Genomic DNA, 24,974 nt, shown 5'->3' with positions numbered 1-24,974 from the left:
TGGGTTTGTTCAGCAAATGGCTCCGTAAGCTGCGGTTCGGGGTGTTGACGGAAAACGAGATGCAGCAATCGCAAGTGAAATCGGAGGAAATCCCGTCGGGAGATAATATCCCGGAACACGTGGCCATCATCATGGACGGGAACGGCCGCTGGGCAAAGGCGAGAGGGCTTCCTCGCATCGCCGGGCATCATAACGGGATGAAAGCCGTCAAAAGAATAACGAAGGCTGCCGATGGCATCGGCGTCAAAGTGCTGACTTTGTATGCTTTCTCCACGGAAAATTGGAAGCGACCCAAAGCGGAGGTGGAATTCCTGATGAAATTGCCGCAGGAATTTTTGTCTTTGGAGCTTGGAGAGCTTATTGAAAATAACGTACAGGTAAAAATGATGGGCAATCGGGATTTGCTGCCGGATCATACGGTGGCAGCCGTGGAGGAAGCCGTTCGGCAAACGCGGCATAATACGGGTCTTATCCTTAATTTAGCGTTGAATTACGGAAGTCGCCTGGAAATGGTAGAAGCAGCGAAGCAATTAGCCCGGCAAGCAGTAGCCGGAGAGTTGGATCCCGATAAGATCGAAGAGTCCGATTTTGAGAAATGGTTGCTTTCGTGCGGACTTCCTGACCCGGATTTGCTAATCCGGACCAGCGGCGAGCTGCGATTGAGCAATTTTATGTTATGGCAACTGGCTTATAGCGAATTCTGGTTTACCGACGTGTATTGGCCGGAGTTCAGCGAAGAGCACTTATACGACGCGATTCGCGAATATCAACGGCGTGCGCGCCGTTACGGGGGTCTTTGACGGAATGGGTCAGCGGATTGTAACCGGAGTTGTCGCGGGAGCGGCGTTCCTCGGCCTGCTGGTTGCGGGAGGCTGGTATTATACCGGCCTTCTGTTGCTGTTGGCACTTATCGGGTATTGGGAATATGCGAGATTAAACGGACAAGCCTGGAATCGGTTGGACGTGCTGATCGGATTCGCGGCCGTTCTATTGATTGCGCTTCCCAGGATGCCGTTTGATTGGGATCTGCCCTCCTTCACGACGGTAACGTGGGTTCTGATGTTCGCCCTGTTATGCGGAACCGTGTTCAGCAAAAACCGTATACAGTTAGAGCACGTCAGCGTAATGTTTCTAGGAGCGGTATACGTCGGCACGGGATTTCACTTTATGGCGCTTACGAGAGATCTTGATCATGGCATATTCTGGTCTGCCCTTGTGTTCGCTTGTATCTGGGCTTCGGACGCCGGCGCTTATTTCGTCGGGAAGGCGATAGGCAGGACGAAGCTCTGGCCAGCTATCAGCCCTAACAAAACGATCGAGGGCGCGCTTGGCGGTTTGGCTATCGCGGTAATCGCGGGACTGATCTTCGCCTTCTGCAACCCGGATTGGCTTGGTTATGGTCAAGCTGCGCTTATCGGCTTAACTGCCGCCGTTGCCGGTCAGCTAGGGGATCTCGTTCAATCCGCGTACAAGCGATTCCGGGGAGTGAAGGATTCCGGACAATTGCTGCCGGGCCACGGCGGAGTGCTGGACCGAACGGACAGCTGGCTTATCGTATTTCCTTTGATTCATTTACTTGGGCTTCTGACCTTATAGATTGAATGACTTATACATAAAGCGTTGACGGAGGTTCTCTTATGAAGAAAATAGCGGTGCTCGGGAGTACGGGATCCATCGGAACCCAAACGCTCGATGTCATCTCCCGTCAACCGGAAGACTTCCAGGTTGTGGGCTTGGCCGCGGGAAACAACGTTTCCTTGCTTCTGGAGCAGGCTAGAAAGTTTCAGCCGCAATGGGTTTCCGCCGCGAATGAAGCGTTAGCGGATCAACTTCGCGCTGAGTTGCCGGCGGGAGTTCGAGTCGTCTCCGGGGAAGCGGGTTTGACGGAAATCGCGGGACATTCCGGAGCGGACTACGTAGTGTGCGCGTTGGTTGGCAGCTTGGGACTTAAATCCACGCTAGCCGCCATCGAAGCGGGTGCGGATATCGGACTTGCCAATAAGGAATCCTTAGTAACCGCGGGACATCTTGTTATGGACAGGGCAAGACGAAAGGGGATATCCATCCTCCCCGTCGATAGCGAGCATTCCGCTATCTTCCAGTGTCTTAACGGCGAAAGCGGCAAAGCGGTTAAAAGGCTTATGATAACGGCCTCCGGTGGCAGCTTCCGCAATCTCGGCAGGGATCAACTGCAGAACGTTACCGTTGAGGACGCGCTGAAGCATCCGAACTGGAGTATGGGCGCGAAAATCACGATCGATTCGGCGACCATGGTTAACAAGGGCTTGGAGGTTATCGAAGCACACTGGCTATTTGATTTGCCTTACGATCGGATCGACGTCGTCCTTCATCCGGAGAGCATCGTTCACTCGATGGTGGAGTTCGTCGATACGAGCGTCATGGCGCAGCTCGGCAATCCCGATATGCGCGTGCCGATTCAATATGCGCTTACCTTTCCGGAGCGCAAAGCTTCCCCGGCGTCTCCCCTTGATCTGCTTAAGCAGGGAACGCTGCATTTCAAACCGATGGATTTCGAACGCTATCCCTGCATGCGAATGGCGTACGAGGCAGGACGTGCGGGCGGGACTTCCCCCACGGTATTCAGCGCGGCCAACGAAATCGCCGTCGCGCGGTTCCTGCGGGGAGAAATTTCGTTCCTAGCCATCGAGGAAATCATCGAGAAAGTTCTCTCGCGTCATACGGTTGCAGCCTCTCCAAGTCTGGAAGTTATTCTGGAGACGGATGCGTGGGCACGCCTAGAAGCATCGGCGAAGCAGTAAAACGCAAGGTTGTATTCTCTTGTAACGGCTCGGAGAATAATGTTAATCTAAGGACAGCCGTTTGCCGCGGTACGAAGGGGTTGAAATGATGGAAAATATACAGATCGCGTTGTTGATCGTGCTTATGTTCTTCTTATTGGTATCGCTGCACGAATGGGGTCATTATTATTTCGCTCGCAGGGCGGGTATCTTGGTCCGCGAGTTCGCGATCGGATTCGGGCCTAAGCTGTTTTCCATCAAACGCGGGGAAACAAGGTACACGCTGCGCTTATTGCCCATCGGCGGATTCGTACGAATGGCCGGAGAGGATCCGGAGATCGTCGAGGTACAGCCCGGGCAGACGTTAGCCGTCCGCGTGAAGGACGATTTGGTCACTCGCTTGTATCTGGATCGTTTGGACGAGCGCTCCGGCGTCATGCGCGGAGAAGTGAAAGCCCTTGACCTGGAAAAAGACCTCTATATCAAGCTGGACGTTGATGGAGAGATCGAAAGATATTCCATGCATCCTCAAGCTTTAATCATTGCAAGAGGGCGGGAAACGCAGATCGCGCCTCTCGATCGACAATTCGGACATAAACCTGTTAGCAAGCGGGCGTTAGCCATATTTGCCGGACCCGTAATGAACTTCTTGCTGGCTTTCGTCTTATTCGCCACGTTCTTGCTTATTCAGGGAGTTCCGCTGGAAAATTCGTCTAAAGTATTTATTTCGAAGGTTCTGCCGGATACGCCGGCGGAACAATCCGGTCTGCGCGGCGGTGACTGGGTGAAATCCGTTAATGGCGAGTCGATCGGCGGAGACGTAGAAAAGTTCGTCGCGCAGATCAACGCGTCTGCCGGCAAGCCCATGAACTGGGTCGTCGACCGGGACGGAGAGGAAGTTCCTCTTAAAATAACGCCCGACGCCGAAACAGGGAAGATCGGAATCTATCCGGCCGGGGAAATGAGAAGTCCTACCGCTGGCGAAACGTTAAAATTCGCGGGCAATTCGATGGTCGAGATGACAAAACGCATTTTCGAAGGCTTCAGGAAGCTGATATTCGGAGAATTCAAGCTGGATGACCTGGGTGGACCCGTAAAAACGACGCAAGTTAGCATCGAGATCGCGCGTGAGGGCATTGACCAGCTTACGCTATGGGCGGCAGTGCTTAGCTTATATCTAGGCATATTCAACCTGTTGCCGATTCCGGCGCTCGACGGAAGCCGCTTGCTGTTCCTTGGATTGGAAGCGGTAAGGGGAAAACCGATCGATCCCAACCGGGAAAGCATGGTGCATTTAATCGGTTTCGCCATGCTCATGCTGCTTATGATCGTGGTCACCTATAACGATATTTTAGGATTGGTAAGAAATTAAGTAAGCATATGCTTGGAGCTGGAGGACCATTATGTCGAAGGATAAAGGATTCGTAACGGAAATCACGCCGCAGAGCGAGGATTTCTCCCGTTGGTATATCGACGTTATCAAGAAAGCGGAGTTAATGGATTATTCGCCCGTTCGCGGCTGCATCGTGTTTCGTCCGGACGGTTATGAGCTGTGGGAGAACATGCAGAAGGAATTAGACCAACGCTTCAAGGACACGGGCCACCGCAACGCCTACTTCCCGCTGTTCATTCCCGAGAGCTTTTTCAATAAAGAAAAAGAGCACGTGGAAGGCTTTAATCCCGAGCTGCCGTTTGTCACCGAGGCGGGAGGAGAGCAGTTGGAGGAGAAGCTCGCGATCCGTCCGACTTCGGAGACGATGTTCGGCCATATGTACGCCAAGTGGATCAATTCCTACCGTGACTTGCCGCTCTTGATCAATCAATGGGCGAACGTCGTGCGCTGGGAGAAAAGAACGCTGCCGTTCCTTCGGACAAGCGAGTTTCTATGGCAGGAAGGCCATACTGCCCACGAGGACGAAGCGGATGCGCGCAAGGAAACGATGCAGATGCTGGACGTCTATACGGATTTCGTTCAGAACGTATTGGCGATTCCGGTAATCAAGGGGCAGAAAACCCCTTCCGAACGTTTCGCCGGAGCGGTGGATACGTTCTCCATCGAGGCGATGATGAAGGACGGACGCGCGGTTCAAGCGGGAACCTCCCATTACCTCGGCACGAAGTTCGCCGTCGCGTTCGACATTAAATATCTCGATCGCGAGAACACGCAGCAGTTCTGCCATACGACTTCTTGGGGCGTCAGTACCCGGTTGATCGGCGCTTTGATCATGGTTCACGGCGACGATCGCGGGCTCGTGCTGCCGCCGAAGGTAGCGGCGACGCAGGTCGTCATGATCCCGATCGGGCCGCCTAAGACGCGCGATGTCGTCATTGGCAAGACGGACGAGCTTTACGCGCAACTGAAGGCTGCAGGCATTCGCGTTCGCGTTGACGACCGCGCTGACGTATCTCCAGGCTGGAAGTTCAACGAATACGAGATGCGGGGAATACCGATCCGCTTGGAGCTGGGACCTCGCGATCTGGAGAACGGTCAATGCGTGCTCGTCTCCCGCGTGAGCGGCGAGAAGAAATCGGTGCCGATCGACAATTTGGTGGCGGAAGTTCAGTCGCTGCTGGCGCAAATCCATGACGATATGTTCGCTCGCGCTCTGACGTTCCGCGAAGAGAATTTCTTCTCCGTCAATACGCTGGATGAATACAAGGCGGCTATGGAAGAGAAGAGAGGGTTCGCGTTAGCGGGTTGGTGCGGATCGGAGGCTTGCGAGAAGCAAGTGAAGGAAGAGACGGGAGCAACGAGCCGGAATATTCCGTTCGAGCCCGCCGAGAAGAAATCGACCTGTCTTGTGTGCGGAGCCGCTGCCGAACATACCGTCGTTTTCGCTAGAGCCTATTAAAAAACAAGATTTCGATAGGGAAAGCCGCAGGCGGATATCGCATCCGTTTACGGCTTTTTTTATCGGATGCTCTATTGATGGCTCGTTGTCGTTCAGGTAGAATGATAGAAGACGCAAAGTTAGCTTCTGATTGAAGACGGTCTACGGCTGCGGATTTTCGCATCCGGCCCTTTTCACGGAAGCTTTTATATTTACGGGGTAGCGGGACAGGAGAGGAACGTGGGAATGCAGCCGACGGAAGATAAACGCAAGCGGTTCGAGGTACTGCTGCAGCAGGCGGAGCTGCCGACCGAATGGCTAGGGCAGCATTTTCGGGACGGGCATATCGAGAAAGTGGAAATCAACCGTACCCGCAAAGAGTGGACTTTATATATCGGCAAGGATGCTTTGCTCCCGAAATCCATATACGTCGGGTTTACGGAACGCGTTAAGGCGAAGCTTGGACATATCGCTGAAATCAAGAAAATCTTCAATTACGGACAAGCCGTAACGACGGAAAATATCGTGCAAGAGTATTGGTCCGTGTTCGTAGACTTCATGCAGCGGGAAATCGCGTCGGTGAACGGTTGGTTGGCCAAAGCGGATTTAGCCGTGGACGGGGATCTTCTAACGATCACCCTTCTCAACGAAACGAACTTGGAACTAGCCCGAAAGAAAGAGATCGACGTTCAAGCCGCTCGGTTTTTCGAGGAAAGATTTCTGCGGACCTGCCGGGTAAAGCTTGCCGTCGGCGAATCGAGGCCGGAGACGTATACGGAATTCACGCAGAAAATCGAGCAGGAAAATCGCGATGCGATCGAACAGCTGATGGCCAGCGCCAGAGAGGAAACCCAGGTCGAAGAGGGGGAGGCTCCTCAGGTGCTGCAGCATGGGTACGAGATTAAGGATGCCGCCATGCCGATCCAGGAAATCCGCGAAGAAGAGAAGAAGGTCACCGTTCAGGGCGTTATTTTCGGATTGGAAACGAAAGAGCTTAGGACGGGAAGCACGCTTTTCCAATGTTATATCACCGATTTTACGGATTCTTTGTCCGTTAAGATCTTCGGTAAAAACAAAGAAGACATTAAGATGCTCGGCTTGCTTGCTAACGGTAAATGGGTAAAAATGCGCGGAAAAATCGAATATGACAGATTCCTCAATCCGCCTGAGTTAGTCATGTTCCCGAGCGACATTCGCGAGATCATGGCACCGCCGGAGCCTAAAGATACGGCCGAGGAGAAGCGGGTCGAGTTCCATCTACATACGACGATGAGCACGATGGACGCGGTCACCCCGATCGACGTTTACGTCAAGACGGCAGCCAAGTGGGGGCATAAGGCGATCGCGGTTACCGACCACGCTAACGTTCAATGTTTTCCGGATGCGGCGAAAGCGGGCAAGAAGCATGGCATCAAAGTAATGTTCGGCGTGGAAGCGAACGTGGTCAACGATGCCGTTCCGATGGTCATTCAGCCGCGGGAGCAGAGCTTAACCGATGCCGAATACGTCGTATTCGATATCGAGACGACCGGGCTCTCGGTGACGAACAACAAGATCATCGAGCTTGCGGGAATCAAGATGGTGAACGGCCAAGAGACGGGACGATTCGAAACGTTCATTAATCCTCATGAACCGATTCCTTTCAACATACAGCAATTGACGAACATCACGGACGACATGGTCGCGGATGCGCCGGAGCTGGAACCTAAGCTGAAGGAATTCATCGCATTCATCGGCGATGCCATCCTCGTCGCGCATAACGCCCGGTTCGATATCGGCTTTATGCAGGAAGCGTGCAAGCAACACGGGCTGCCGCCTCTTAAGAACCCGGCGCTGGATACGCTCGAGCTCGCCCGGTTCCTATATCCGAAGATGAAGAATCATCGTTTGAATACGTTGGCCGATCTGTATAAAGTAGCGTTGGAAAGTCACCATAGGGCCATCGATGATACGATCGCACTAGGCGGCATTCTTAATGGACTGCTTAAGGATGCACTGGCGTTAGGCGTGAATGAGCTTCAAGCGCTGAATGAAGTGAACGACAACAGTTGGAAAACGACAAGGCCGTTCCATTGCGGCATTTACGCCTTAAACGCGATCGGCAAGAAGAATTTGTACAAGCTTATCTCCCTGTCTCATACCGAGTACATGAATCGCGTGGCTTGCATCCCGAAGAGCAAGCTGATCGAATATAGAGAAGGTTTGCTCGTCATTTCGGGCTGCGAGAAAGGCGAACTGTTCGAGACGGCGTTGAACAAATCGCAAGAGGAAGCCGAAGAGGTCGCGGCGTTCTACGACGTGCTGGAAGTTCAACCCATCGACTTCTACATGCATTTGCTCGATAAAGGACTGGTCGCAAGCAGAGCCGCGCTCGAGGAAGCTCTGCGGAAAATCGTCAGAATCGGAGAAAAGCTGACCAAACCCGTGATCGCGACGGGTAACGTCCATTATTTGCTGCCGAGGGAGAAAATCTTCCGCGACATTACGATTCACGGCATCACGGGCTTCAGTCCGCTGAAGGACCAACGCAAGCCGGACGCGCATTTCCGGACGACCGCGGAGATGTTGGAGGCTTTCCAGTTTCTTGAAGCCGAGAAAGCGCACGAAGTCGTCGTGAAGAACACGTCCGAGCTGGCGGACCGTTTCGAGGAAATCAAGCTTTTCCCGGACGAGCTGTTCACGCCGATTATCGAAGGGGCTGACGACGAGATCCGCGAAACCTGTTACGCAACGGCGAGAAGCATGTACGGCGACGAGCTTCCGGAAGTCGTAACCGCCCGGTTGGAGAAAGAACTCGTACCGATCATCAAGTACGGCTTCTCCGCCAACTATCTGATATCCGAGCGGCTCGTGAAGAAATCGAACCAAGACGGCTACCTCGTCGGATCCCGGGGTTCCGTAGGATCATCGGTCGTCGCCACGTTCTTGGGCATCTCCGAGGTAAATCCGCTGCCGGCGCATTACCTATGCAAGAATAGCGACTGCAAGCACAGCGAATGGTTCCTTGACGGCAGCGTCCCGAGCGGCTTCGATTTGCCGGACAAGACATGTCCTCATTGCGGCACGATCATGCGCGGCGAAGGACAGGACATTCCGTTCGAGACGTTCCTCGGCTTCAAAGGCGATAAGGTTCCCGATATCGACTTGAACTTTTCCGGAGAATATCAGCCGCATGCCCACAACTACACGAAGATTCTTTTCAGCGAGAAAAGCGTTTTCCGCGCGGGCACGATCGGTACGGTAGCGGAGAAAACGGCGTTCGGGTACACGAAGAAATACGAGGAAGAACACGGCAAATCGTGGCGCGGCGCGGAATTAAACCGGCTGGCGGCCGGTTGCACGGGCGTCAAGCGCAGCACCGGTCAGCATCCCGGCGGCATCGTCGTCGTTCCGGATTATATGGAAGTGGAAGACATCACGCCGGTGCAATTCCCCGCGGACGATAAGAACTCGGAATGGAAAACGACCCATTTCGATTACCATGCTTTCGACGCGAACTTGCTGAAGCTCGATATTCTAGGTCACGACGATCCGACGATGATGCGGATGCTGCAGGATTTGACGGGCGTCGATCCGACGACGATACCGATGAACGATCCTAAGGTCATGAGCATGTTCAACTCCGTGGAAGCGCTCGGCGTCTCCCCGCAGCAAATCCGGTCGCCGGTCGCGACGTTCGGCGTCCCGGAGATGGGAACAAGGTTCGTCAGGCAAATGCTTGAGGAAACGAAGCCGTCCTCCTTCGCCGATCTCCTGCAGATTTCGGGATTGTCCCACGGAACGGGCGTATGGCTCGGCAATGCGCAAGAGCTGATCAAGAACAATACGTGCACGATCAAGACGGTTATCGGATGCCGGGACGATATTATGTTATTTCTTATTTATAAAGCGGGAATGGACGCTTCCCTGGCGTTCAAAATCACGGAAAGCGTGCGGAAAGGAAAAGGGCTCACTCCGGAATGGATCGAAGAAATGAAGCGATGCAAGGTTCCGCAGTGGTACATCGATTCCTGTCTGCGCATCGAGTACATGTTCCCGAAAGCCCATGCCGCCGCATACGTCATCTCCGCGGTTAGGACGGCCTTTTTCAAGTTATATTATCCGATTCAATATTATGCGACGTACTATTCCGTTCGCGCAGCCGACTTCGATGTGGAACTGTTCTGCCAAGGCTATGACGCGATCTTGAAAATGTTGCTCGAAATCGAAGGAAAAGGCTTCCAAGCAACGACGAAGGAGAAGAACATGATCTCCATTCTGGAGATGGGCCTTGAGATGACGGCGAGAGGCATGAAGTTCAAATCCGTCGACCTTTACCGTTCGGAAGCTACCCGCTTCATTATTGACGGGGACAGCCTGATTCCGCCGTTCGGAGCGATCCCGGGGGTAGGCGAGAACGCGGCCCGCAACATCGCCGCATCGCGGGATGACGGGGATTTCCTCTCGATCGAGGACTTCCAGCAGCGGTCGAAAGCGAGCAAGACGATCGTCGAAGTATTGACCGGTTTAGGCGCTTTCCGAGGGTTGCCGGAATCCAACCAACTCATGCTGTTCTAGGTGCGAGAGAGCGGCGGCACAGGAAACTTGTGGTTGCCAGCCGCTTTAAGGTTATGTTATATTAATTTTGGTAATCATGTGGATATCACTGTCTGCAGAAGAGTGGGGAAACCCACTCTTTCCGTTTTGTCTGCGGATCTTTACGGTTACGAAGACTGCAGGAATCCATTTGGAGCATCGGGAGGTAAACCATTTTGAATTCACCGCAAATCAAGTCCATCGTGGAAAGCTTCGCGACCTCCTACTTGGAGGAGAACGGGCTTACGCTAGTGGACGTCGAATACGTGAAGGAAGGCAGCAACTACTTTTTGCGTATTTACGTGGACAAGGAAGGCGGCATCGAGATCGAGGATTGCGGCCGCGCATCCGAATTCATTAGCGCAAAGCTGGATGAGCTGGATCCGATCGAAGAAGCGTATTTCCTCGAAGTTAGTTCGCCCGGCGCCGAAAGGCCGCTTAAAAAGGCGGAGGACGTAGCGAAAGCGGTAGGCAAGCATGTGTTCGTTACGACCTATGAACAGATTAACGGAGCCAAAGAGTTTGAAGGACGGCTGGACGGGTTCGACGGATCGACCTTGATCGTAATGATCGGACGCCGCAAACATGCCATCCCTTACGATAAAGTGGCCTCCGCACGGTTGGCCATTGTTTTCTAGTATCATTTATAAGTGACGAAAGATCGCAACGCCTTCGTTGCACATTGATCGCACAAATAGGAGGAATTATCAAAACATGAGCATGGAGTTCATCGAAGCGCTGACCGAAATCGAGCGCGAGAAGGGCATTAGCAAGGACGTCCTGATCGAAGCTATCGAAGCGGCACTTATCTCCAGCTACAAGCGTAACTTTAATACAGCTCAGAACGTTCGGGTCGACATCAACCGGACGACGGGGCAAATTAAAGTGTACGCTCGTAAGACGATCGTGGAAGAAGTGCTTGATCCGCGTCTGGAGATTTCAATGGAAGCATCTAGGGCTATGAACCCGCATTATCAGCTTGACGATATTGCCGAGATTGAAGTTACGCCAAGGGATTTCGGTAGAATTGCCGCCCAAACGGCTAAACAAGTCGTCACGCAACGGATTCGCGAAGCAGAACGCGGACTCATTTATCATGCTTTCGTAGATAAGGAGCAAGATATCGTTACCGGTATCGTGCAACGGATGGATTTGCGCAATTTATACGTTGACCTCGGCAAAGTGGAAGCGGCATTGCCGTTAACGGAGTTGATGCCGACGGACAAGTTCAAACAGGGCGATCGAGTCAAGTCCTTCATAACGAAGGTCGAGAATACGAGCAAAGGCCCGCAAATTATTTTATCGCGTACTCATCCGGGGCTGTTGAAACGTTTGTTCGAATTGGAAGTGCCGGAAATATTCGACGGTACGGTCGAAATTCGTTCGGTCGCCCGCGAAGCGGGATTCCGTTCCAAGATTGCCGTCCATTCGCGCAACGAGGAAGTGGATCCGGTCGGTTCATGCGTCGGACAACGCGGAATTCGGGTACAGTCTATCGTGACGGAGCTTAAAGGCGAGAAGATCGACATCGTCAGATGGTCCGAGTCGATCGATGAGTACGTGGCTAACGCATTAAGTCCGTCGAAGGTACTTGAGGTCATCGTATTCGAAGCCGAGAAGATGGCGCGCGTAATCGTGCCGGATTACCAGCTTTCTCTTGCGATTGGAATAAAAGGACAGAACGCTCGTTTAGCCGCGAAGCTTACGGGGTGGAAAATCGATATTAAGAGCGAAACGCAGGCCGAGCAGGAGTATGGACGTCCGAAATCGACCGGAACGACGATGCATCAGGACAGCGTATCCATCGACTGAGGGGGATTGCCTTGAGACCGAGAAAGATACCGCAACGCAAATGCGTCGCCTGTCAGGAAATGATGCCCAAGAAGGAACTGATTCGAATCGTTCGTTCTCCGCAAGGGGAAATTCAAATCGATCTGACCGGCAAGAAGCCCGGACGCGGAGCCTATCTATGCGGCAAAGTCGCTTGCTTCAAGCTGGCGAAGAAGTCGAAGGCGTTCGAGCGTGCTTTGAAAACGCCGGTCGGCGCGGATATATACGATCGTCTGGAAGCCGACTTCATTCAGGTTGAAGGAGAGTTTCAGGCCGGCAAGGAGCTTGAGGGCGACGATGACGACAGGGAATAAGGTATTGTCCCGGCTAGGCTTGGCGACAAGAGCGGGCAAGCTGATCAGCGGAGAAGAAGTCGTGCTTAAGGCGGTAAGAGCGGGCGAAGCCAAGCTTGTGTTGCTAGCCGCCGATGCTTCGGTTAATACGACCAAGAAGATTAAAGATAAATGCAATAGTTATAACGTTCCATTGTTAATCGGTTTTACCCGATTCGAACTGGGATCTGCCGTAGGCAAGCCCGAGCGCGTGTTATTCGCGGTAACGGATCGGGGCTTTGCCGACATGCTAGCCGTCGGTTGGGGTCATCATTCGGAGGTGGAGAATATTGAGTAAACAAGATAGTACGGATAACAAGGATAAATTAAGGGTTTATGAATATGCCAAGCAGCTCAACATGAGCAGTAAAGAGGTTATTACGATATTGAAAAGAATGAATATGCCGGTCAACAACCACATGAGCGTTATGGAAAACGGAATGACCGGAGCGGTTGAGAAGTTCTTCCGCGATATTAAAGCGAATGCGGCCGCGAAAATGGCCCAAGCTTCCAAGCCGGCACCGGCGGCGGGCGACCGTCGTCCGGGTGCGCAGGCTTCTTCCGGCGCGCCTAGCCAGGGAGCTCAGCAGCAATCGCGTCCTGCGGCGCAAGCACCGGCTCCTCAAGCAGCACAAACATCGGCTGCTTCGACGCCGTCGGAAACGGCTCCGGCGCAGACTCCTGCGCCAACGGTTAATTCCGCACCGGCGCCATCAACGTCTGCACCTGCACCATCGCAAGGTCAAGCGCCTCGTCCGCAAGGTCAAGGCGGTTATAACCAACGCGAAGGCGGCAATCGCCCGCAAGGCCAAGGAGGCAATCGACCGCAAGGTCAAGGCGGATATAGCCAACGTGAAGGCGGCAATCGTCCTCAGGGCCAAGGCGGATATAGCAGCGGCGGCGGAGCACGTCCGCAAGGCCAAGGCGGCGGATATAGCAGCGGCGGCGGAGCGCGTCCGCAAGGTCAGGGCGGCGGATATAGCAGCGGCGGCGGAAGCCGTCCGCAAGGCCAGGGCGGCGGATATAGCAGCGGCGGCGGAAGCCGTCCGCAAGGCCAAGGCGGAGGATATAGCAGCGGCGGCGGAAGCCGTCCGCAAGGCCAAGGCGGAGGATATAGCAGCGGCGGCGGAAGTCGTCCGCAAGGCCAAGGCGGAGGATATAGCAGCGGCGGCGGAAGCCGTCCGCAAGGCCAAGGCGGAGGATATAGCAGCGGCGGCGGAAGCCGTCCGCAAGGCCAAGGCGGAGGATATAGCAGCGGCGGCGGAAGCCGTCCGCAAGGCCAAGGCGGCGGATATAGCAGCGGCGGAGCACGTCCGCAAGGCGGCGGCGGATTTGGCGGCGCGAGCAGCGCGGCACCTAGCCGTCCGGGTCAAGGCGTGGGCGCAGGACGCAGTCCGGCAGCATCGGCAGCGGGCGCGCGCGGCGGGCGTCCTGGCGAAAAAGGACGTACCGATAGTGATTTCAATCGCGGACCAGGCGGCACAGGAGCTGCCGGTAAGCGTAAAGATAGCAACAGTCGGTTTGATGACAGCAGAGGCGGCAACTTCAGAGGTCCAAAAGGCAAAGGCGGCAAGAACGCTCGCAAGAGCAATCAACCTCCGCGCGAGAAAATCGACAACACGCCGAAGAAAGTTATCGTTCGCGGTAACATGACCGTAGGCGAGTTGGCGAAATTGTTGCACAAGGACGCTTCGGAAGTGATCAAGAAGCTCTTGATGATGGGCGTTATGGCTACGATCAACCAGGATCTTGATTTGGATACCGTCCTTCTCGTCGTTGGGGAATACGGCGTAGAGTCCGAAGTGAAAATCGCGGTCGAGGATACTCAATTCGAGACAATCGAAGAAAACGACGATCCGGATGCTTTGATTTCCCGTCCGCCGGTCGTTACGATCATGGGTCACGTCGATCACGGTAAAACAACGCTTCTCGACGCGATCCGCGAGACGAAAGTCGCAAGCGGCGAAGCCGGCGGTATCACGCAGCATATCGGGGCTTATCAAGTTGAAATCAACGGCAAGAAAATTTCCTTCTTGGATACACCGGGTCATGAAGCGTTCACGACGATGCGTGCCCGTGGAGCTCAAGTTACGGATATTACGATACTCGTCGTCGCGGCGGATGACGGCGTCATGCCTCAAACCGTAGAAGCGATCGCTCACGCGAAAGCGGCTAACGTGCCGATTATCGTTGCGGTTAACAAAATCGATAAACCGGGCGCGAATCCGGATAAAGTAAAACAGGAATTGACGGAGTACGGCCTCGTGCAAGAAGAGTGGGGCGGAGACACGATCTTCGTAGAATTGTCCGCCAAACAGCGCATCAACTTGGATGGCCTTCTGGAGATGATTCTACTCGTCGCCGAAGTCAACGATTATAAAGCAAATCCTGACAAACGGGCGCGCGGTACGGTCTTGGAAGCCGAGCTCGACAAAGGTAAAGGACCGGTTGCAAGGATTCTCGTGCAGAACGGTACGCTTAAAGTGGGCGACGCATTCGTAGCGGGCGACTGCTTCGGACGTATTCGCGCCATGACGAACGATCGCGGTCGCCGCATTAAAGAAGCGGGCCCATCGACGCCGGTGGAAATTACGGGTTTGACGGAAGTGCCGCAAGCGGGAGATCCGTTTATGGTGTTCGAAGACGAGCGCAAAGCGCGCGAAATCGCCGACAAGCGTTCGATCAAGACCCGGCAATCGCAAGTTAAAGCAAACCAAACGGTTACGCTGGAAGATCTGTTCAGCAAAATCAAAGAAGGCGACATGAAGGAGCTTAACGTTATCCTTAAAGCCGACGTTCAAGGTTCGCTTGAAGCACTCAAAGGCTCGCTCGAGAAAATCGAGATCGAAGGCGTGCGCGTTAGAACGATTTACAGCGGCGTAGGCGGGATTACCGAATCCGATATCCTTCTGGCGTCTGCTTCCTCGGCGATCGTCGTAGGCTTCAACGTTCGTCCGGAGCCGCGCGCGCAAGGAATCGCGGAGCAAGAGAAAGTCGACGTTCGTCTGCACTCGATCATCTACAAAGTGATCGAAGAGATCGAATACGCGATGAAAGGTATGCTCGATCCGATATTCAAGGAAAGAATTACCGGACATGCGGAAGTTCGCGAGACGTTCAAAGTTACTAAGGTCGGTACGATTGCCGGTTGCATGATTACCGACGGCAAAATCGCCCGCAATTCCGAAGCTCGCCTAACTCGCGCAGGAATCGTTGTCTACACGGGCAAGATCGATTCCCTCAAACGTTTTAAGGATGACGCGAAGGAAGTTTCGGAAGGCTATGAATGCGGTATTACGTTGGACAAATTCAATGACCTTAGACAGGGCGATATCATCGAAGCATTCGTGATGGAGTCTGTCGAGCGCTAATATTAGCAACAAATTTAAGGTGGGATCTGCATGGCCAAATTCCGAGTCGGACGGGTCGGCGAACAGATTAAGAAGGAGATCAGCTCCATCATTCAGACGGAGCTGAAAGATCCCCGTATCGGTTTCATCACGGTGACCGGAGTGGATATCACTAACGATCTGTCGCTTGCGAGAGTATATTTGAGCATATTGGGAAGCGAAGAGCAAAAGGAAGAGACGCTTAAGGCAATCGGGCGCGCGAATGGGTTCCTGCGCTCGGAGCTGGGGCGTCGCGTCAAGCTTCGCCATACCCCGGTAATGGAATTCCGTTTCGACAGTTCCATAGCTTACGGTAGCCACATTGAAGAGTTGTTGCAGAAGATTAACAAAGATTCACTGGAGACTTAGTACTAGCTAGGGGGAAACGAGCATGTGGGCCAAGGATCTGAAGGAAGCCGCCGCTTTCATTCGTGAAAGGGACGATTTCCTTATCGTTTCTCATGTGCAGCCCGACGGCGATGCGATTAGCTCCACGGTTGCCACTGGATGGCTGCTGGAGAAGCTGGGCAAGAAATTTACGATGCTGAACGAAGGGCCTGTGCCTTCCCGTCTGCAATTTCTGTGGAAAAGCTCGGATATTCTTACGTTGGACGGAAGCGAGAGTACACCCAATAGGCAATACCGCAATGTGATTTGCGTGGATTGCGCGGATTACGCGCGGGTCGGCAAAACCAATCAATGGTTTGCTCCTGACGCCGAACTGCTGAATATCGATCATCATCCTACGAATAACGGCTTTGGTATCGTAAACTTAATGAAGTTTCATGCTTCGGCAACCGCCGAGATTTTATTCGAGTTACTTGACGAGTTGAATCTTAAGTTGGATTCGGACGTAGCGACTGCCATTTATACCGGTTTGCTAACGGATACGGGTGGCTTTCGTTACTCCAATACAAGCCCTCTAGTTATGGCTATGGCATCCCGTCTGCTTGAAGCGGGCGTCAACGGCCCGGAGCTTGCGGAGTTGCTCCTCGAACGGATGACGATGGGTCAGCTGCTCGTCGTTCAACGAGGTCTTTCCAGGCTCAGCTTCAGTCCCGATCAACGGATTGGCTGGCTTTGGGTGAATTCGGAGGACCTGAACGAAACGGGAGCAACCAACGAAGATTTGGAAGGCCTCGTCAACTATCCCCGCAACATAGAGGGAGTCGAGGTTGGCATACTCTTTAAGCAAAATGGGGAAGAGTCCGTTAAAGTTAGTTTGCGTTCTGCAGGACGAGTCAACGTCGCCGCGGTTGCCCAGCATTTCGGCGGCGGAGGGCATGTCCGGGCCGCAGGCTGCAGGCTGACCGATCCGCTTAGTGAAGCTATCGATCAAGTTGTCGGCTACGTTCAGAAGGCGTTGGATGAAGAATGAATAAGCGGACCGAGGGGAATTGGGACGGAGTATTAGCGATCTGGAAGCCTGCCGGATGGACATCCCACGATGTAGTGGCTAAGGCTCGCGGATTGCTGAGGGTCCGCAGAATCGGGCATACGGGGACGCTTGACCCGGCGGTAACGGGTGTCCTGCCGCTCTGTATCGGTCGCGCCACGCGATTCGTCGAGTATTTGCAAGAAATGCCCAAGACGTACAGAGCAACCCTCCGATTCGGGTTGGCGACGGATACCGAAGACTTAAGCGGTAACGTCATCGATCGGAAGGATGCATCTTTCCTTACGGAGTCGATGATAGTCGAAGCCGCTCTATCTTTCGTCGGAGAGATCGACCAGGTACCTCCGATGGTGTCTGCCGTTAAAGTCAATGGCAAACGGCTGTACGAATTGGCGCGGCAAGGCGTAACGGTTGAACGGCCATCCAGGCGCGTAAGTATCTATGCCATTGACATTTTGCAGGTGAATACGGCAGCCGAGGAGCCTGAACTTACGTTCTCCGTCACGTGTTCTAAAGGAACTTATATCAGAACCTTATGCGTGGATATCGGCCGCAAGCTGGGAGTTCCGGCAGTCATGTCCGAGCTTGTCCGCACGGAAAGCGCGGGAATGAAGCAGGAGCATTGCGTAACCTTGGAGGAGATTCCAGAGTTACTTGCATCAGGAGAATTGGGCGATAAGTTATTAGCGCCCGATGCCATGCTTACGGCGATTCCAACCGCCATGGCGGCATATCCGGAATCCCTGCATGCTCTGCAGGGCAAAGGGATTGCAGCCGCAAGGCTGCTGCCTATCCCGGAAAGCAAAGGTTTGTTAAAGCTATACCGATCGGATGGGGTTTTTCTCGGATTGTTCTCTGTCGACGAGAATATGGAAACGGTCCGTCCGGTAAAGGTTTTTCATACTCCGGATGGGCAGCCAAACGACAGTCAGTCCGATTAAGCAGGAGGGCATCACGTGGAACGGTATGATCTATCAGCAGCGAACGTAACAGGAGTTCTCCCGGACGGAGCGCGCAAGGAACAAGGCATATCGCTAGCGATCGGCTTCTTCGACGGCGTCCATCTGGGGCATCAAGAGGTCGTTCGGCAAGCGGTCGCTTTGGCGCGCCAGCAAGGACTCGTCCCTGCGGTCATGACTTTCGATCCGCATCCCCGGGTCGTTCTCGGTCAAGGCTCGCAATTTCAGACGGTGCTGACTCCGCTATCGGACAAGCTGACGTTACTTTCCGAGCTTGGCATCGAGGCAGCCTATATTATTCATTTCGACAGGGAATTCTCGGAAGTGACGGCAGAGCAATTCGTTAAGTCGTTTATCACGCCGCTCGGGGTTAAAGCGACGACCGTGGGATTCGATTTCTCCTTCGGACATCGGGGCGAAGGCAATGCCGAAGCCTTAAAGCTTTACGGCAACGGTGAAATACAGGTGCAGGTAGTATCGCCCGTATTCCTGGAAGGAACCAAAGTGAGCAGCACGCGTATCCGCGAGCGGTTGGACGACGGGCAATGCTCGGAAGCATCGGGTCTTCTTGGACGACCTTATGTCATCAAGGGCGTCGTCGTTCACGGGGATGCGAGAGGTCGGTTACTCGGCTTCCCTACGGCGAATTTGGAGCCGGAGCAACCCTTCGTCATCCCGAGGTCTGGAGTTTACGCGATCCACATCGATGTGCTTAAAGATTCCGGAGCGGTGGAAAGCCGTCATAATGGCGTTCTGAACGTGGGTTACCGGCCCACTTTCGATGCTCCCGGCGGAGCTCTAAAGCTCGAAGCGCATTTGTTCGATTTCAATGATGATCTCTATGGGCGCCAATTAGCTCTCACTTTCCATTCCTTTCTAAGAGCGGAGAATAAATTTGCTTCCATCGATAAGTTGATAGAGCAAATCTCAAGCGATTCCGCCCAAGCCAAGGAGATTTTCTCCGTTAAGCTCCAGGACTAAATATCTATCATAAAATGATTAAAAGTTTTGGCATTGTATCTGCAGTAGGGACTATGCTATACTATATGACGTTGTACACATGAACCTTAGCTTGGCAAAGCGTGCTCACCGGCGCCTGCTTGGCTAATGGCGATTCTAATGAAGGAGGTGAACAAGGATGGCATTAACACAAGAGCGCAAGCAAGAATTGATCGAAGAGCATAAGACGCATGCTACGGATACCGGTTCTCCGGAAGTCCAAATTGCTATCCTTACGCAGAACATCAATAATCTGACAAATCACTTCAGGGAGCACAAGAAAGATCATCACTCCCGCCGTGGTCTGCTCAAGATGGTTGGTCAACGCCGTAAGCTGCTAGCATACTTGAAAAACAAAGATGTTAGCCGGTATAGTGCCCTGATTGCAAAATTGGGACTTCGCCGTTAATTTATTACCTGCACGAAAGCAACCTGGCCACGCCGAACGGGGCTCAACGCCCTCGACGGCAACAGGTTGCTTTTTCCCATATTAGAGGATGTTCAAAAAGTCAACTTTTGATCACGAAGATGGACAAGGAGCGTATTCGACTTCGAATCTTGAATTCAGCCGGGCCTTCCGGTGCTCACGTAGGTTTTGCCTACGCTCCGCTCCTCAGTCCCTAGCTTCATCCAACCTTCTCGATGCTGAAAAGCTGACTTTTTGAACTTGATATTAATGGGAGAAGAATCGCGAGTCATATGCCTAAGCAATTGATTGGCAGGAAATAATGGAAAGAGCGTCGAATGTACATAGGGTTAATTAAAGGAGGGAATTGGTTTGGAACATCGCGTGGAAATGCAGCTTGGAGGCCGCTCGTTCGCTCTGGAAACGGGTCGGTTGGCTAAGCAAGCGAACGGCGCTGTCGTCGTTCGTTATGGAGATACAGTGGTTTTGTCAACCGTCACGGCGTCTAACGAGCCGAAGGATCTTGATTTTTTCCCGCTTACCGTCAACTATGAAGAACGGTTATATGCGGTAGGTAAAATTCCCGGAGGATTCATTAAGCGGGAAGGACGCCCGAGCGAGAAAGCCATTCTGGCTAGCCGTTTGACGGATCGCCCGATTCGTCCGCTATTCTCGGAAGGCTTCCGGAATGATGTGCAGATCGTAAATCTCGTACTCAGCGTGGACCAGGATTGCTCGCCCGAAATAGCGGCAATGATAGGTACGTCCGCTGCTCTTTCGATCTCTAACGTTCCGTTTAACGGTCCGGTTGGCGGCGTTATCGTTGGACGCATCGATGGCAAGTTCATCGTCAATCCAACGCAAGCGCAAGAAGAGATCACGGATATGTACGTCGTCGTAGCGGGAACGCGCGATGCCATCATGATGGTAGAAGCCGAAGCTAACGAAGTGTCCGAAGCGGACATGCTGGAAGCAATCATGTTCGGTCACGATGAAATCAAGAAGATCGTGGATACGATCGACCAGTTGGTCGCCGCGGCCGGACAACCGAAAATGGCAGTTAAGCTACATAGCGTCGATGCTTCCGTCGAGTCTGACGTTAAAGCATTTGCGCAGGCTCGATTGGTACAAGCCGTCAGCATTTCCGAGAAGCATGCCCGTCAAGACGCGATCGATGCTATCAATGGCGAGACGGTGGAGCATTTCGGCAATCTGTACGCCGATACGCCAAGCAAACTCAAAGACGTAAAAGAAGTGTTGTACGATATCGTCAAGAACGAAGTCCGTCGTCTGATCACGCATGACAAAGTGCGTCCGGATGGCCGCGGATTGGCCGAGATCCGTCCGATCTCCAGCGATACGTCCATTCTTCCGCGTACGCACGGATCCGGTTTGTTCACGCGCGGACAAACGCAAGCGCTAAGCATCTGTACGCTTGGGCCATTAGGCGAAGTACAGATTCTAGACGGCATTAGCCCTCAGGAATCGAAACGGTTCATGCATCATTATAATTTCCCGCCGTTTTCCGTTGGGGAAGCACGACCATTGCGTCCGCCAGGCCGCCGCGAGATCGGTCACGGAGCGCTAGGTGAACGAGCGTTGTTGAAGGTTCTGCCTTCCGAAGCCGAGTTCCCTTATACAATCCGCCTTGTATCCGAGGTTCTGGAATCTAACGGCTCCACATCCCAAGCCAGCATTTGCGCTAGCACCTTAGCGATGATGGATGCAGGCGTACCGATTAAAGCGGCGGTAGCCGGCGTGGCTATGGGCTTGATCAAAGATGGCGACCATACTTCGATTCTTACGGATATTCAAGGCATGGAAGACCACCTGGGCGACATGGACTTTAAGGTCGCGGGAACGGCAGCAGGAATTACCGCCATCCAGATGGACATCAAAATCGACGGTATCAATCGCCAGATTCTTACGGATGCCCTGCAGCAAGCTAAAGAAGGACGCATGTTCATCTTGGGCAAGATGCTCGAGACGATTCAGGAGCCGCGTAAGCAATTAAGCAAATACGCTCCGAAAATCATTTCGCTTAAAATTCATCCCGACAAAATTAGGGACGTTATCGGTTCCGGCGGTAAAATCATCAATAAAATTATTGAGGAAACCGGCGTGAAAATCGATATCGAGCAAGACGGGACCGTTTATATCGCATCGACGGATGAAGCGGCAAATCAACGCGCGCGCGGAATTATCGAAGGCATCGTCAAAGAAGTCGTGGTTGGCGAGATCTATACGGGAACGGTCAAACGGATCGAGAAATTCGGTTGCTTCGTAGAGATTCTGCCGAACAAAGACGGGCTGATCCACATTAGCCAACTAGCTAACGAGCGAGTGGCGAAAGTCGAGGATGTCGTTAATATCGGAGACCAGATCGAAGTAAAGGTTACCGAGATCGATAACATGGGCCGTATTAATCTCTCCCGGAAAGCATTGCTTAGCTCGGAAGAAGTTTCCGTATAACGAAGGAATAAAAGATCAACGCAACTGCATAGGATGGACAAAAGAGACTCCGAAGTGACGGTCTCTTTTTGTTTTGCATAAATCGGCGGCTTCAATGGGATGCTCACTCATAAAGAACGATATCCCGGCATAGGATGAGGCAGGGAATCGGGACAAGACGGGAGTGAGCCGATTGAAAAGGAAATTGACCGGGAGACTATTGGCGGCAATGCTGATCTGCTTCTCGGCCGTCATTCTTGCCGGGACCTATGGGCCGTTGCAGCCGTACGTTCTTGCGGTTAAGCCGCATGCGGCAACGAATGCGTCGATGATGCGCGATAAAAACGAAGATTCGCTAATGAACTGGATTAAATCCGAAGCGGCCAAACATAATCGGCCGCCGGTTAACGCGGTAATCGATCGTGTATGGAAAGCGATTCCAGGTTATGAAGGGCGTACCGTTGATGTTCAGGCTACTTATTTGAAGGCAAAGGTCATCGGTGCTTCTCCCGGTAACGATAAGGAATTTCCATGGATCTATCGTACGATCAAGCCGAAGGTCGCGCTTGAGGATTTACCGGTTCAACCGATTTATAGAGGGAATTCCGCCAAGCCTATGGTCGCTCTGATGATAAACGTGGCTTGGGGAGACGAGTTCTTATTTCCCATGCTCGATATTCTAAAAGATACTGGCGTGAAGGCTACCTTTTTCTTCGACGGAACTTGGCTTTCAAAGCACATGGATACGGCTCAGAGCATTCTATCGCAAGGTCACGAGTTATCCAACCACGCGTATACTCATCCGGATATGAGTAAGCTTGGCGAGGCAAGGCAGCGCGAAGAGATAGGGAAAACGGAAGCGTTGCTGAAGAAATTAGGCGTGAAAAACGCATGGTTCGCTCCGCCGTCGGGTTATTACAATGCCAATACCGTAAAAATAGCTTCCGAATACGGATTGAGAACGGTGTTATGGACGCTGGATACGATCGATTGGCAGAAGCCCGAGCCGTCGACGGTCGTTTCCAAGGTATCGATGAAAGTCGGTCCGGGCCATTTGATTCTGATGCATCCGACCTCGACTTCGAAAGGAGCATTAAGAGGGATGATAAAGGTCATCCGATCGAAAGGATACTTGCTCGGGACGGTGTCGCAAACGCTGTCGTCCGAGAGGATAGAAGATCGGTTGTGACGATTGTCTATATTTGTTATAGTGATATCACTGTGCGATAGGGATCAAAGAAAAGGGGGAAATCGGATGAACAAATACGTACTTAAGAATGGGCTTCGCGTCATGATCGAATCCATCCCGACCTGTCGGTCGGTATCGTTCGGTATCTGGGTAAAAACCGGTTCCCGCTATGAGGATTTGAATAATAACGGGATCTCCCATTTCATTGAACATATGCTTTTTAAAGGGACGAACCGGCATAGCGCCAAAGATATAGCCGATCGATTCGATGGTATCGGCGGCAACGTGAACGCGTTTACTTCCAAAGAATATACGTGTTATTACGCCAAGGTATTGGACCAACACTTGCCGATTGCGGTAGATATTTTGTCGGATATGTTCTTTGAATCCCAAATGGCCGATGTCGAATTGGCTAAAGAGAAGAATGTCATTCTCGAAGAGATCTCGATGTACGAAGATACGCCCGACGATACCGTCCATGACTTAGCTTCGCGCGCGGCTTACCAAGATCACCCTCTTGCCTATTCGATTCTCGGAACGGCCGATAGGTTGAATGCGATGGGCTCAGCCGATTTGCGTCAGTACATGAACGAGCGTTATCGTATTGATAATACGGTCATTAGCATAGCCGGCAATGTGGGAGAAGAAGTATTAGAGCTGATCGAGCGTCATTTCGGAGGATTCGACGTGCAAGGCAAGGATGCGGCATTGACATCGCCCGTATTTTATTCAAGAGCTTTGTTTCATCGCAAGAAGACTGAGCAAAACCATCTGTGCTTAACCTTCCCCGGCAGCTCGATACAAGCACCTAACCTCTATGCGATGATCCTGCTTAACAATACGGTTGGCGGGGGCATGAGCTCCCGTCTGTTCCAAGAAATTCGGGAAAAGCGCGGATTAGCCTATTCTGTCTATTCCTATCATACCTCCTATGCGGATAGCGGTCTGTTTACGGTATATGCGGGAACGGCGCCTAAACAAACGCAGGATGTCCATGATATCACGATGGAATTGCTCAACGAAATCGCGGCTAGCGGCTTGAGCGAAGCGGAATTGCATAGGGGCAAGGAACAATTAAAGGGAAATCTGATATTAAGCTTGGAGAGTACCAGCAGCCGAATGAATCGGCTAGGGAAGAACGAGTTGATGCTCGGTCGTCATTATACGCTTGATGAGATGCTGGAGCGGATCGACCAAGTAAAGTTGTCCGATCTTAACGAAATTATGCAGTCCATCATGGCGCAGCCATGCGCGGTTGCGCTTGTGGGAGCAAACGAGAAAGTGCTGTCGGGAATCGGGAGGGAATTCATTGTATCCAATTCAGTTGAAGAGGTTGCCGGGGAATGAGGATGTTGCTTTACCGCGTCAAATGTCGGAATGGGCGGCGGGATTCGATCTGCACGCTGCCGTAACGGAACCGATCGTGCTTGCTCCGGGCCAGAGGGCATTGATCCCGACAGGCTTCGCTATGGCGATGCCAAGGGAGCTTGAGGCGCAAATCAGGCCTCGAAGCGGATTAGCGTTTAAGCATGGCATTACGTGCTTGAATACGCCGGGAACGATCGATGCGGATTACCGCGGAGAGGTGAAGGTACTACTCGTTAACTTGGGCCAAGACCCTTTTACGATCGAACGCGGCGAGCGCGTCGCGCAAATGGTATTCCAACGAGTGCCCCAGGTCATACTCGAAGAAGTGCAAGAGTTATCGGACACGGCTCGCGGCGAAGGCGGCTTCGGCCATACCGGCAAATAAACATCCATTCGCATCGCAAACAATCTTTCGAGGCCAATTGCCTCGTTAGGTTGTTTTTGCGTTAATCCCTCCGCAATGTCTACAGGCACCCCGGACTGGGCGCAT

The 24,974-nt window shown here is 52.9% G+C and carries 20 protein-coding genes; all 20 read left to right on the top strand.

The window, feature by feature from the left end:
- The first annotated feature begins 59 nt into the window (after positions 1–59).
- The 20 genes from E2980_RS16310 to dut all read left to right on the top strand — a co-directional run bounded on the left by E2980_RS16310 (position 60) and on the right by dut (position 24,869).
- The gene (locus E2980_RS16310) at positions 60–800 is read left to right on the top strand and encodes an isoprenyl transferase (RefSeq protein ID WP_135153283.1); all 741 of its coding nucleotides are present in this window, start codon (positions 60–62) and stop codon (positions 798–800) included.
- A gap of 4 nt (positions 801–804) precedes the next feature.
- Positions 805–1,596: a phosphatidate cytidylyltransferase gene (locus E2980_RS16305; RefSeq protein ID WP_135153242.1), complete on the top strand. Its 792-nt coding sequence runs from the start codon at positions 805–807 to the stop codon at positions 1,594–1,596.
- Positions 1,597–1,637: 41 nt separating this feature from the next.
- On the top strand, positions 1,638–2,780 hold the full coding sequence (locus E2980_RS16300) for a 1-deoxy-D-xylulose-5-phosphate reductoisomerase (RefSeq protein ID WP_135153241.1): 1,143 nt from the start codon (positions 1,638–1,640) through the stop codon (positions 2,778–2,780).
- A gap of 88 nt (positions 2,781–2,868) precedes the next feature.
- On the top strand, positions 2,869–4,131 hold the full coding sequence (gene rseP, locus E2980_RS16295) for an RIP metalloprotease RseP (protein ID WP_135153240.1): 1,263 nt from the start codon (positions 2,869–2,871) through the stop codon (positions 4,129–4,131).
- Positions 4,132–4,162: 31 nt separating this feature from the next.
- Positions 4,163–5,611 carry a proline--tRNA ligase gene (gene proS, locus E2980_RS16290; RefSeq protein WP_135153239.1) on the top strand — a complete coding sequence of 483 codons (1,449 nt, stop codon included), beginning with the start codon at positions 4,163–4,165 and terminating at the stop codon, positions 5,609–5,611.
- 225 nt (positions 5,612–5,836) lie between these two features.
- Positions 5,837–10,147 (top strand): PolC-type DNA polymerase III, encoded by a 4,311-nt coding sequence (locus E2980_RS16285; protein WP_135153238.1) that lies wholly within the window; start codon positions 5,837–5,839, stop codon positions 10,145–10,147.
- Positions 10,148–10,341: 194 nt separating this feature from the next.
- Complete coding sequence (gene rimP, locus E2980_RS16280) at positions 10,342–10,803, top strand: ribosome maturation factor RimP (protein ID WP_135153237.1); 462 nt, start codon at positions 10,342–10,344, stop codon at positions 10,801–10,803.
- 76 nt (positions 10,804–10,879) lie between these two features.
- A complete protein-coding gene (gene nusA / locus E2980_RS16275; protein WP_135153236.1) occupies positions 10,880–11,977 on the top strand; it encodes a transcription termination factor NusA in 1,098 nt (365 codons plus the stop codon).
- Positions 11,978–11,988: 11 nt separating this feature from the next.
- Positions 11,989–12,309, top strand: coding sequence for an RNase P modulator RnpM (rnpM, locus tag E2980_RS16270; RefSeq protein WP_135153235.1), 321 nt, complete (start codon positions 11,989–11,991; stop codon positions 12,307–12,309).
- Positions 12,293–12,625, top strand: a complete 333-nt coding sequence (locus E2980_RS16265) for a YlxQ family RNA-binding protein (protein WP_135153234.1) — start codon at positions 12,293–12,295, stop codon at positions 12,623–12,625. The genes rnpM and E2980_RS16265 overlap by 17 nt, the downstream gene beginning before the upstream one ends.
- Positions 12,618–15,698: a translation initiation factor IF-2 gene (gene infB, locus E2980_RS24955; RefSeq protein ID WP_135153233.1), complete on the top strand. Its 3,081-nt coding sequence runs from the start codon at positions 12,618–12,620 to the stop codon at positions 15,696–15,698. The genes E2980_RS16265 and infB overlap by 8 nt, the downstream gene beginning before the upstream one ends.
- 30 nt (positions 15,699–15,728) lie before the next feature.
- On the top strand, positions 15,729–16,085 hold the full coding sequence (rbfA, locus tag E2980_RS16255) for a 30S ribosome-binding factor RbfA (protein ID WP_135153232.1): 357 nt from the start codon (positions 15,729–15,731) through the stop codon (positions 16,083–16,085).
- Positions 16,086–16,107: 22 nt separating this feature from the next.
- Positions 16,108–17,094 (top strand): DHH family phosphoesterase, encoded by a 987-nt coding sequence (locus tag E2980_RS16250; RefSeq protein ID WP_135153231.1) that lies wholly within the window; start codon positions 16,108–16,110, stop codon positions 17,092–17,094.
- Positions 17,091–18,053 (top strand): tRNA pseudouridine(55) synthase TruB, encoded by a 963-nt coding sequence (truB, locus tag E2980_RS16245; RefSeq protein WP_135153230.1) that lies wholly within the window; start codon positions 17,091–17,093, stop codon positions 18,051–18,053. The genes E2980_RS16250 and truB overlap by 4 nt, the downstream gene beginning before the upstream one ends.
- 15 nt (positions 18,054–18,068) lie before the next feature.
- Entirely contained in the window at positions 18,069–19,052 is a 984-nt protein-coding gene (locus E2980_RS16240) for a bifunctional riboflavin kinase/FAD synthetase (protein WP_135153229.1), read from the top strand.
- A gap of 157 nt (positions 19,053–19,209) precedes the next feature.
- Positions 19,210–19,479: a 30S ribosomal protein S15 gene (gene rpsO, locus E2980_RS16235; protein ID WP_135153228.1), complete on the top strand. Its 270-nt coding sequence runs from the start codon at positions 19,210–19,212 to the stop codon at positions 19,477–19,479.
- Positions 19,480–19,848: 369 nt separating this feature from the next.
- Positions 19,849–21,948, top strand: coding sequence for a polyribonucleotide nucleotidyltransferase (pnp, locus tag E2980_RS16230; protein WP_135153227.1), 2,100 nt, complete (start codon positions 19,849–19,851; stop codon positions 21,946–21,948).
- A gap of 208 nt (positions 21,949–22,156) precedes the next feature.
- Positions 22,157–23,116 carry a polysaccharide deacetylase family protein gene (locus E2980_RS16225; protein ID WP_135153282.1) on the top strand — a complete coding sequence of 320 codons (960 nt, stop codon included), beginning with the start codon at positions 22,157–22,159 and terminating at the stop codon, positions 23,114–23,116.
- Between the two features lie 66 nt (positions 23,117–23,182).
- Positions 23,183–24,463 (top strand): M16 family metallopeptidase, encoded by a 1,281-nt coding sequence (locus tag E2980_RS16220; protein ID WP_135153226.1) that lies wholly within the window; start codon positions 23,183–23,185, stop codon positions 24,461–24,463.
- Positions 24,426–24,869, top strand: a complete 444-nt coding sequence (dut, locus tag E2980_RS16215) for a dUTP diphosphatase (RefSeq protein ID WP_135153225.1) — start codon at positions 24,426–24,428, stop codon at positions 24,867–24,869. The genes E2980_RS16220 and dut overlap by 38 nt, the downstream gene beginning before the upstream one ends.
- Positions 24,870–24,974: the final 105 nt, after the last annotated feature.

It is taken from the genome of Cohnella luojiensis (genome assembly GCF_004564235.1).
GTDB classification, from domain to species: Bacteria; Bacillota; Bacilli; order Paenibacillales; family Paenibacillaceae; genus Cohnella; species Cohnella luojiensis.
This window is presented reverse-complemented; position numbering and strand designations above follow the sequence as displayed.

What these genes read in the sequence shown, in the direction of transcription:
- E2980_RS16310 (WP_135153283.1), top strand. Translation starts at nt 60, where the DNA reads ATGCAGCAATCGCAAGTGAAATCGGAGGAAATCCCGTCGGGAGATAAT.
- truB (WP_135153230.1), top strand. Translation starts at nt 17,091, where the DNA reads ATGAATAAGCGGACCGAGGGGAATTGGGACGGAGTATTAGCGATCTGG.
- E2980_RS16265 (WP_135153234.1), top strand. Translation starts at nt 12,293, where the DNA reads ATGACGACAGGGAATAAGGTATTGTCCCGGCTAGGCTTGGCGACAAGA.
- E2980_RS16305 (WP_135153242.1), top strand. Translation starts at nt 805, where the DNA reads ATGGGTCAGCGGATTGTAACCGGAGTTGTCGCGGGAGCGGCGTTCCTC.
- E2980_RS16285 (WP_135153238.1), top strand. Translation starts at nt 5,837, where the DNA reads ATGCAGCCGACGGAAGATAAACGCAAGCGGTTCGAGGTACTGCTGCAG.
- rseP (WP_135153240.1), top strand. Translation starts at nt 2,869, where the DNA reads ATGGAAAATATACAGATCGCGTTGTTGATCGTGCTTATGTTCTTCTTA.
- E2980_RS16300 (WP_135153241.1), top strand. Translation starts at nt 1,638, where the DNA reads ATGAAGAAAATAGCGGTGCTCGGGAGTACGGGATCCATCGGAACCCAA.
- nusA (WP_135153236.1), top strand. Translation starts at nt 10,880, where the DNA reads ATGAGCATGGAGTTCATCGAAGCGCTGACCGAAATCGAGCGCGAGAAG.
- rbfA (WP_135153232.1), top strand. Translation starts at nt 15,729, where the DNA reads ATGGCCAAATTCCGAGTCGGACGGGTCGGCGAACAGATTAAGAAGGAG.
- E2980_RS16225 (WP_135153282.1), top strand. Translation starts at nt 22,157, where the DNA reads ATGCTGATCTGCTTCTCGGCCGTCATTCTTGCCGGGACCTATGGGCCG.
- E2980_RS16250 (WP_135153231.1), top strand. Translation starts at nt 16,108, where the DNA reads ATGTGGGCCAAGGATCTGAAGGAAGCCGCCGCTTTCATTCGTGAAAGG.
- proS (WP_135153239.1), top strand. Translation starts at nt 4,163, where the DNA reads ATGTCGAAGGATAAAGGATTCGTAACGGAAATCACGCCGCAGAGCGAG.
- E2980_RS16220 (WP_135153226.1), top strand. Translation starts at nt 23,183, where the DNA reads ATGAACAAATACGTACTTAAGAATGGGCTTCGCGTCATGATCGAATCC.
- rpsO (WP_135153228.1), top strand. Translation starts at nt 19,210, where the DNA reads ATGGCATTAACACAAGAGCGCAAGCAAGAATTGATCGAAGAGCATAAG.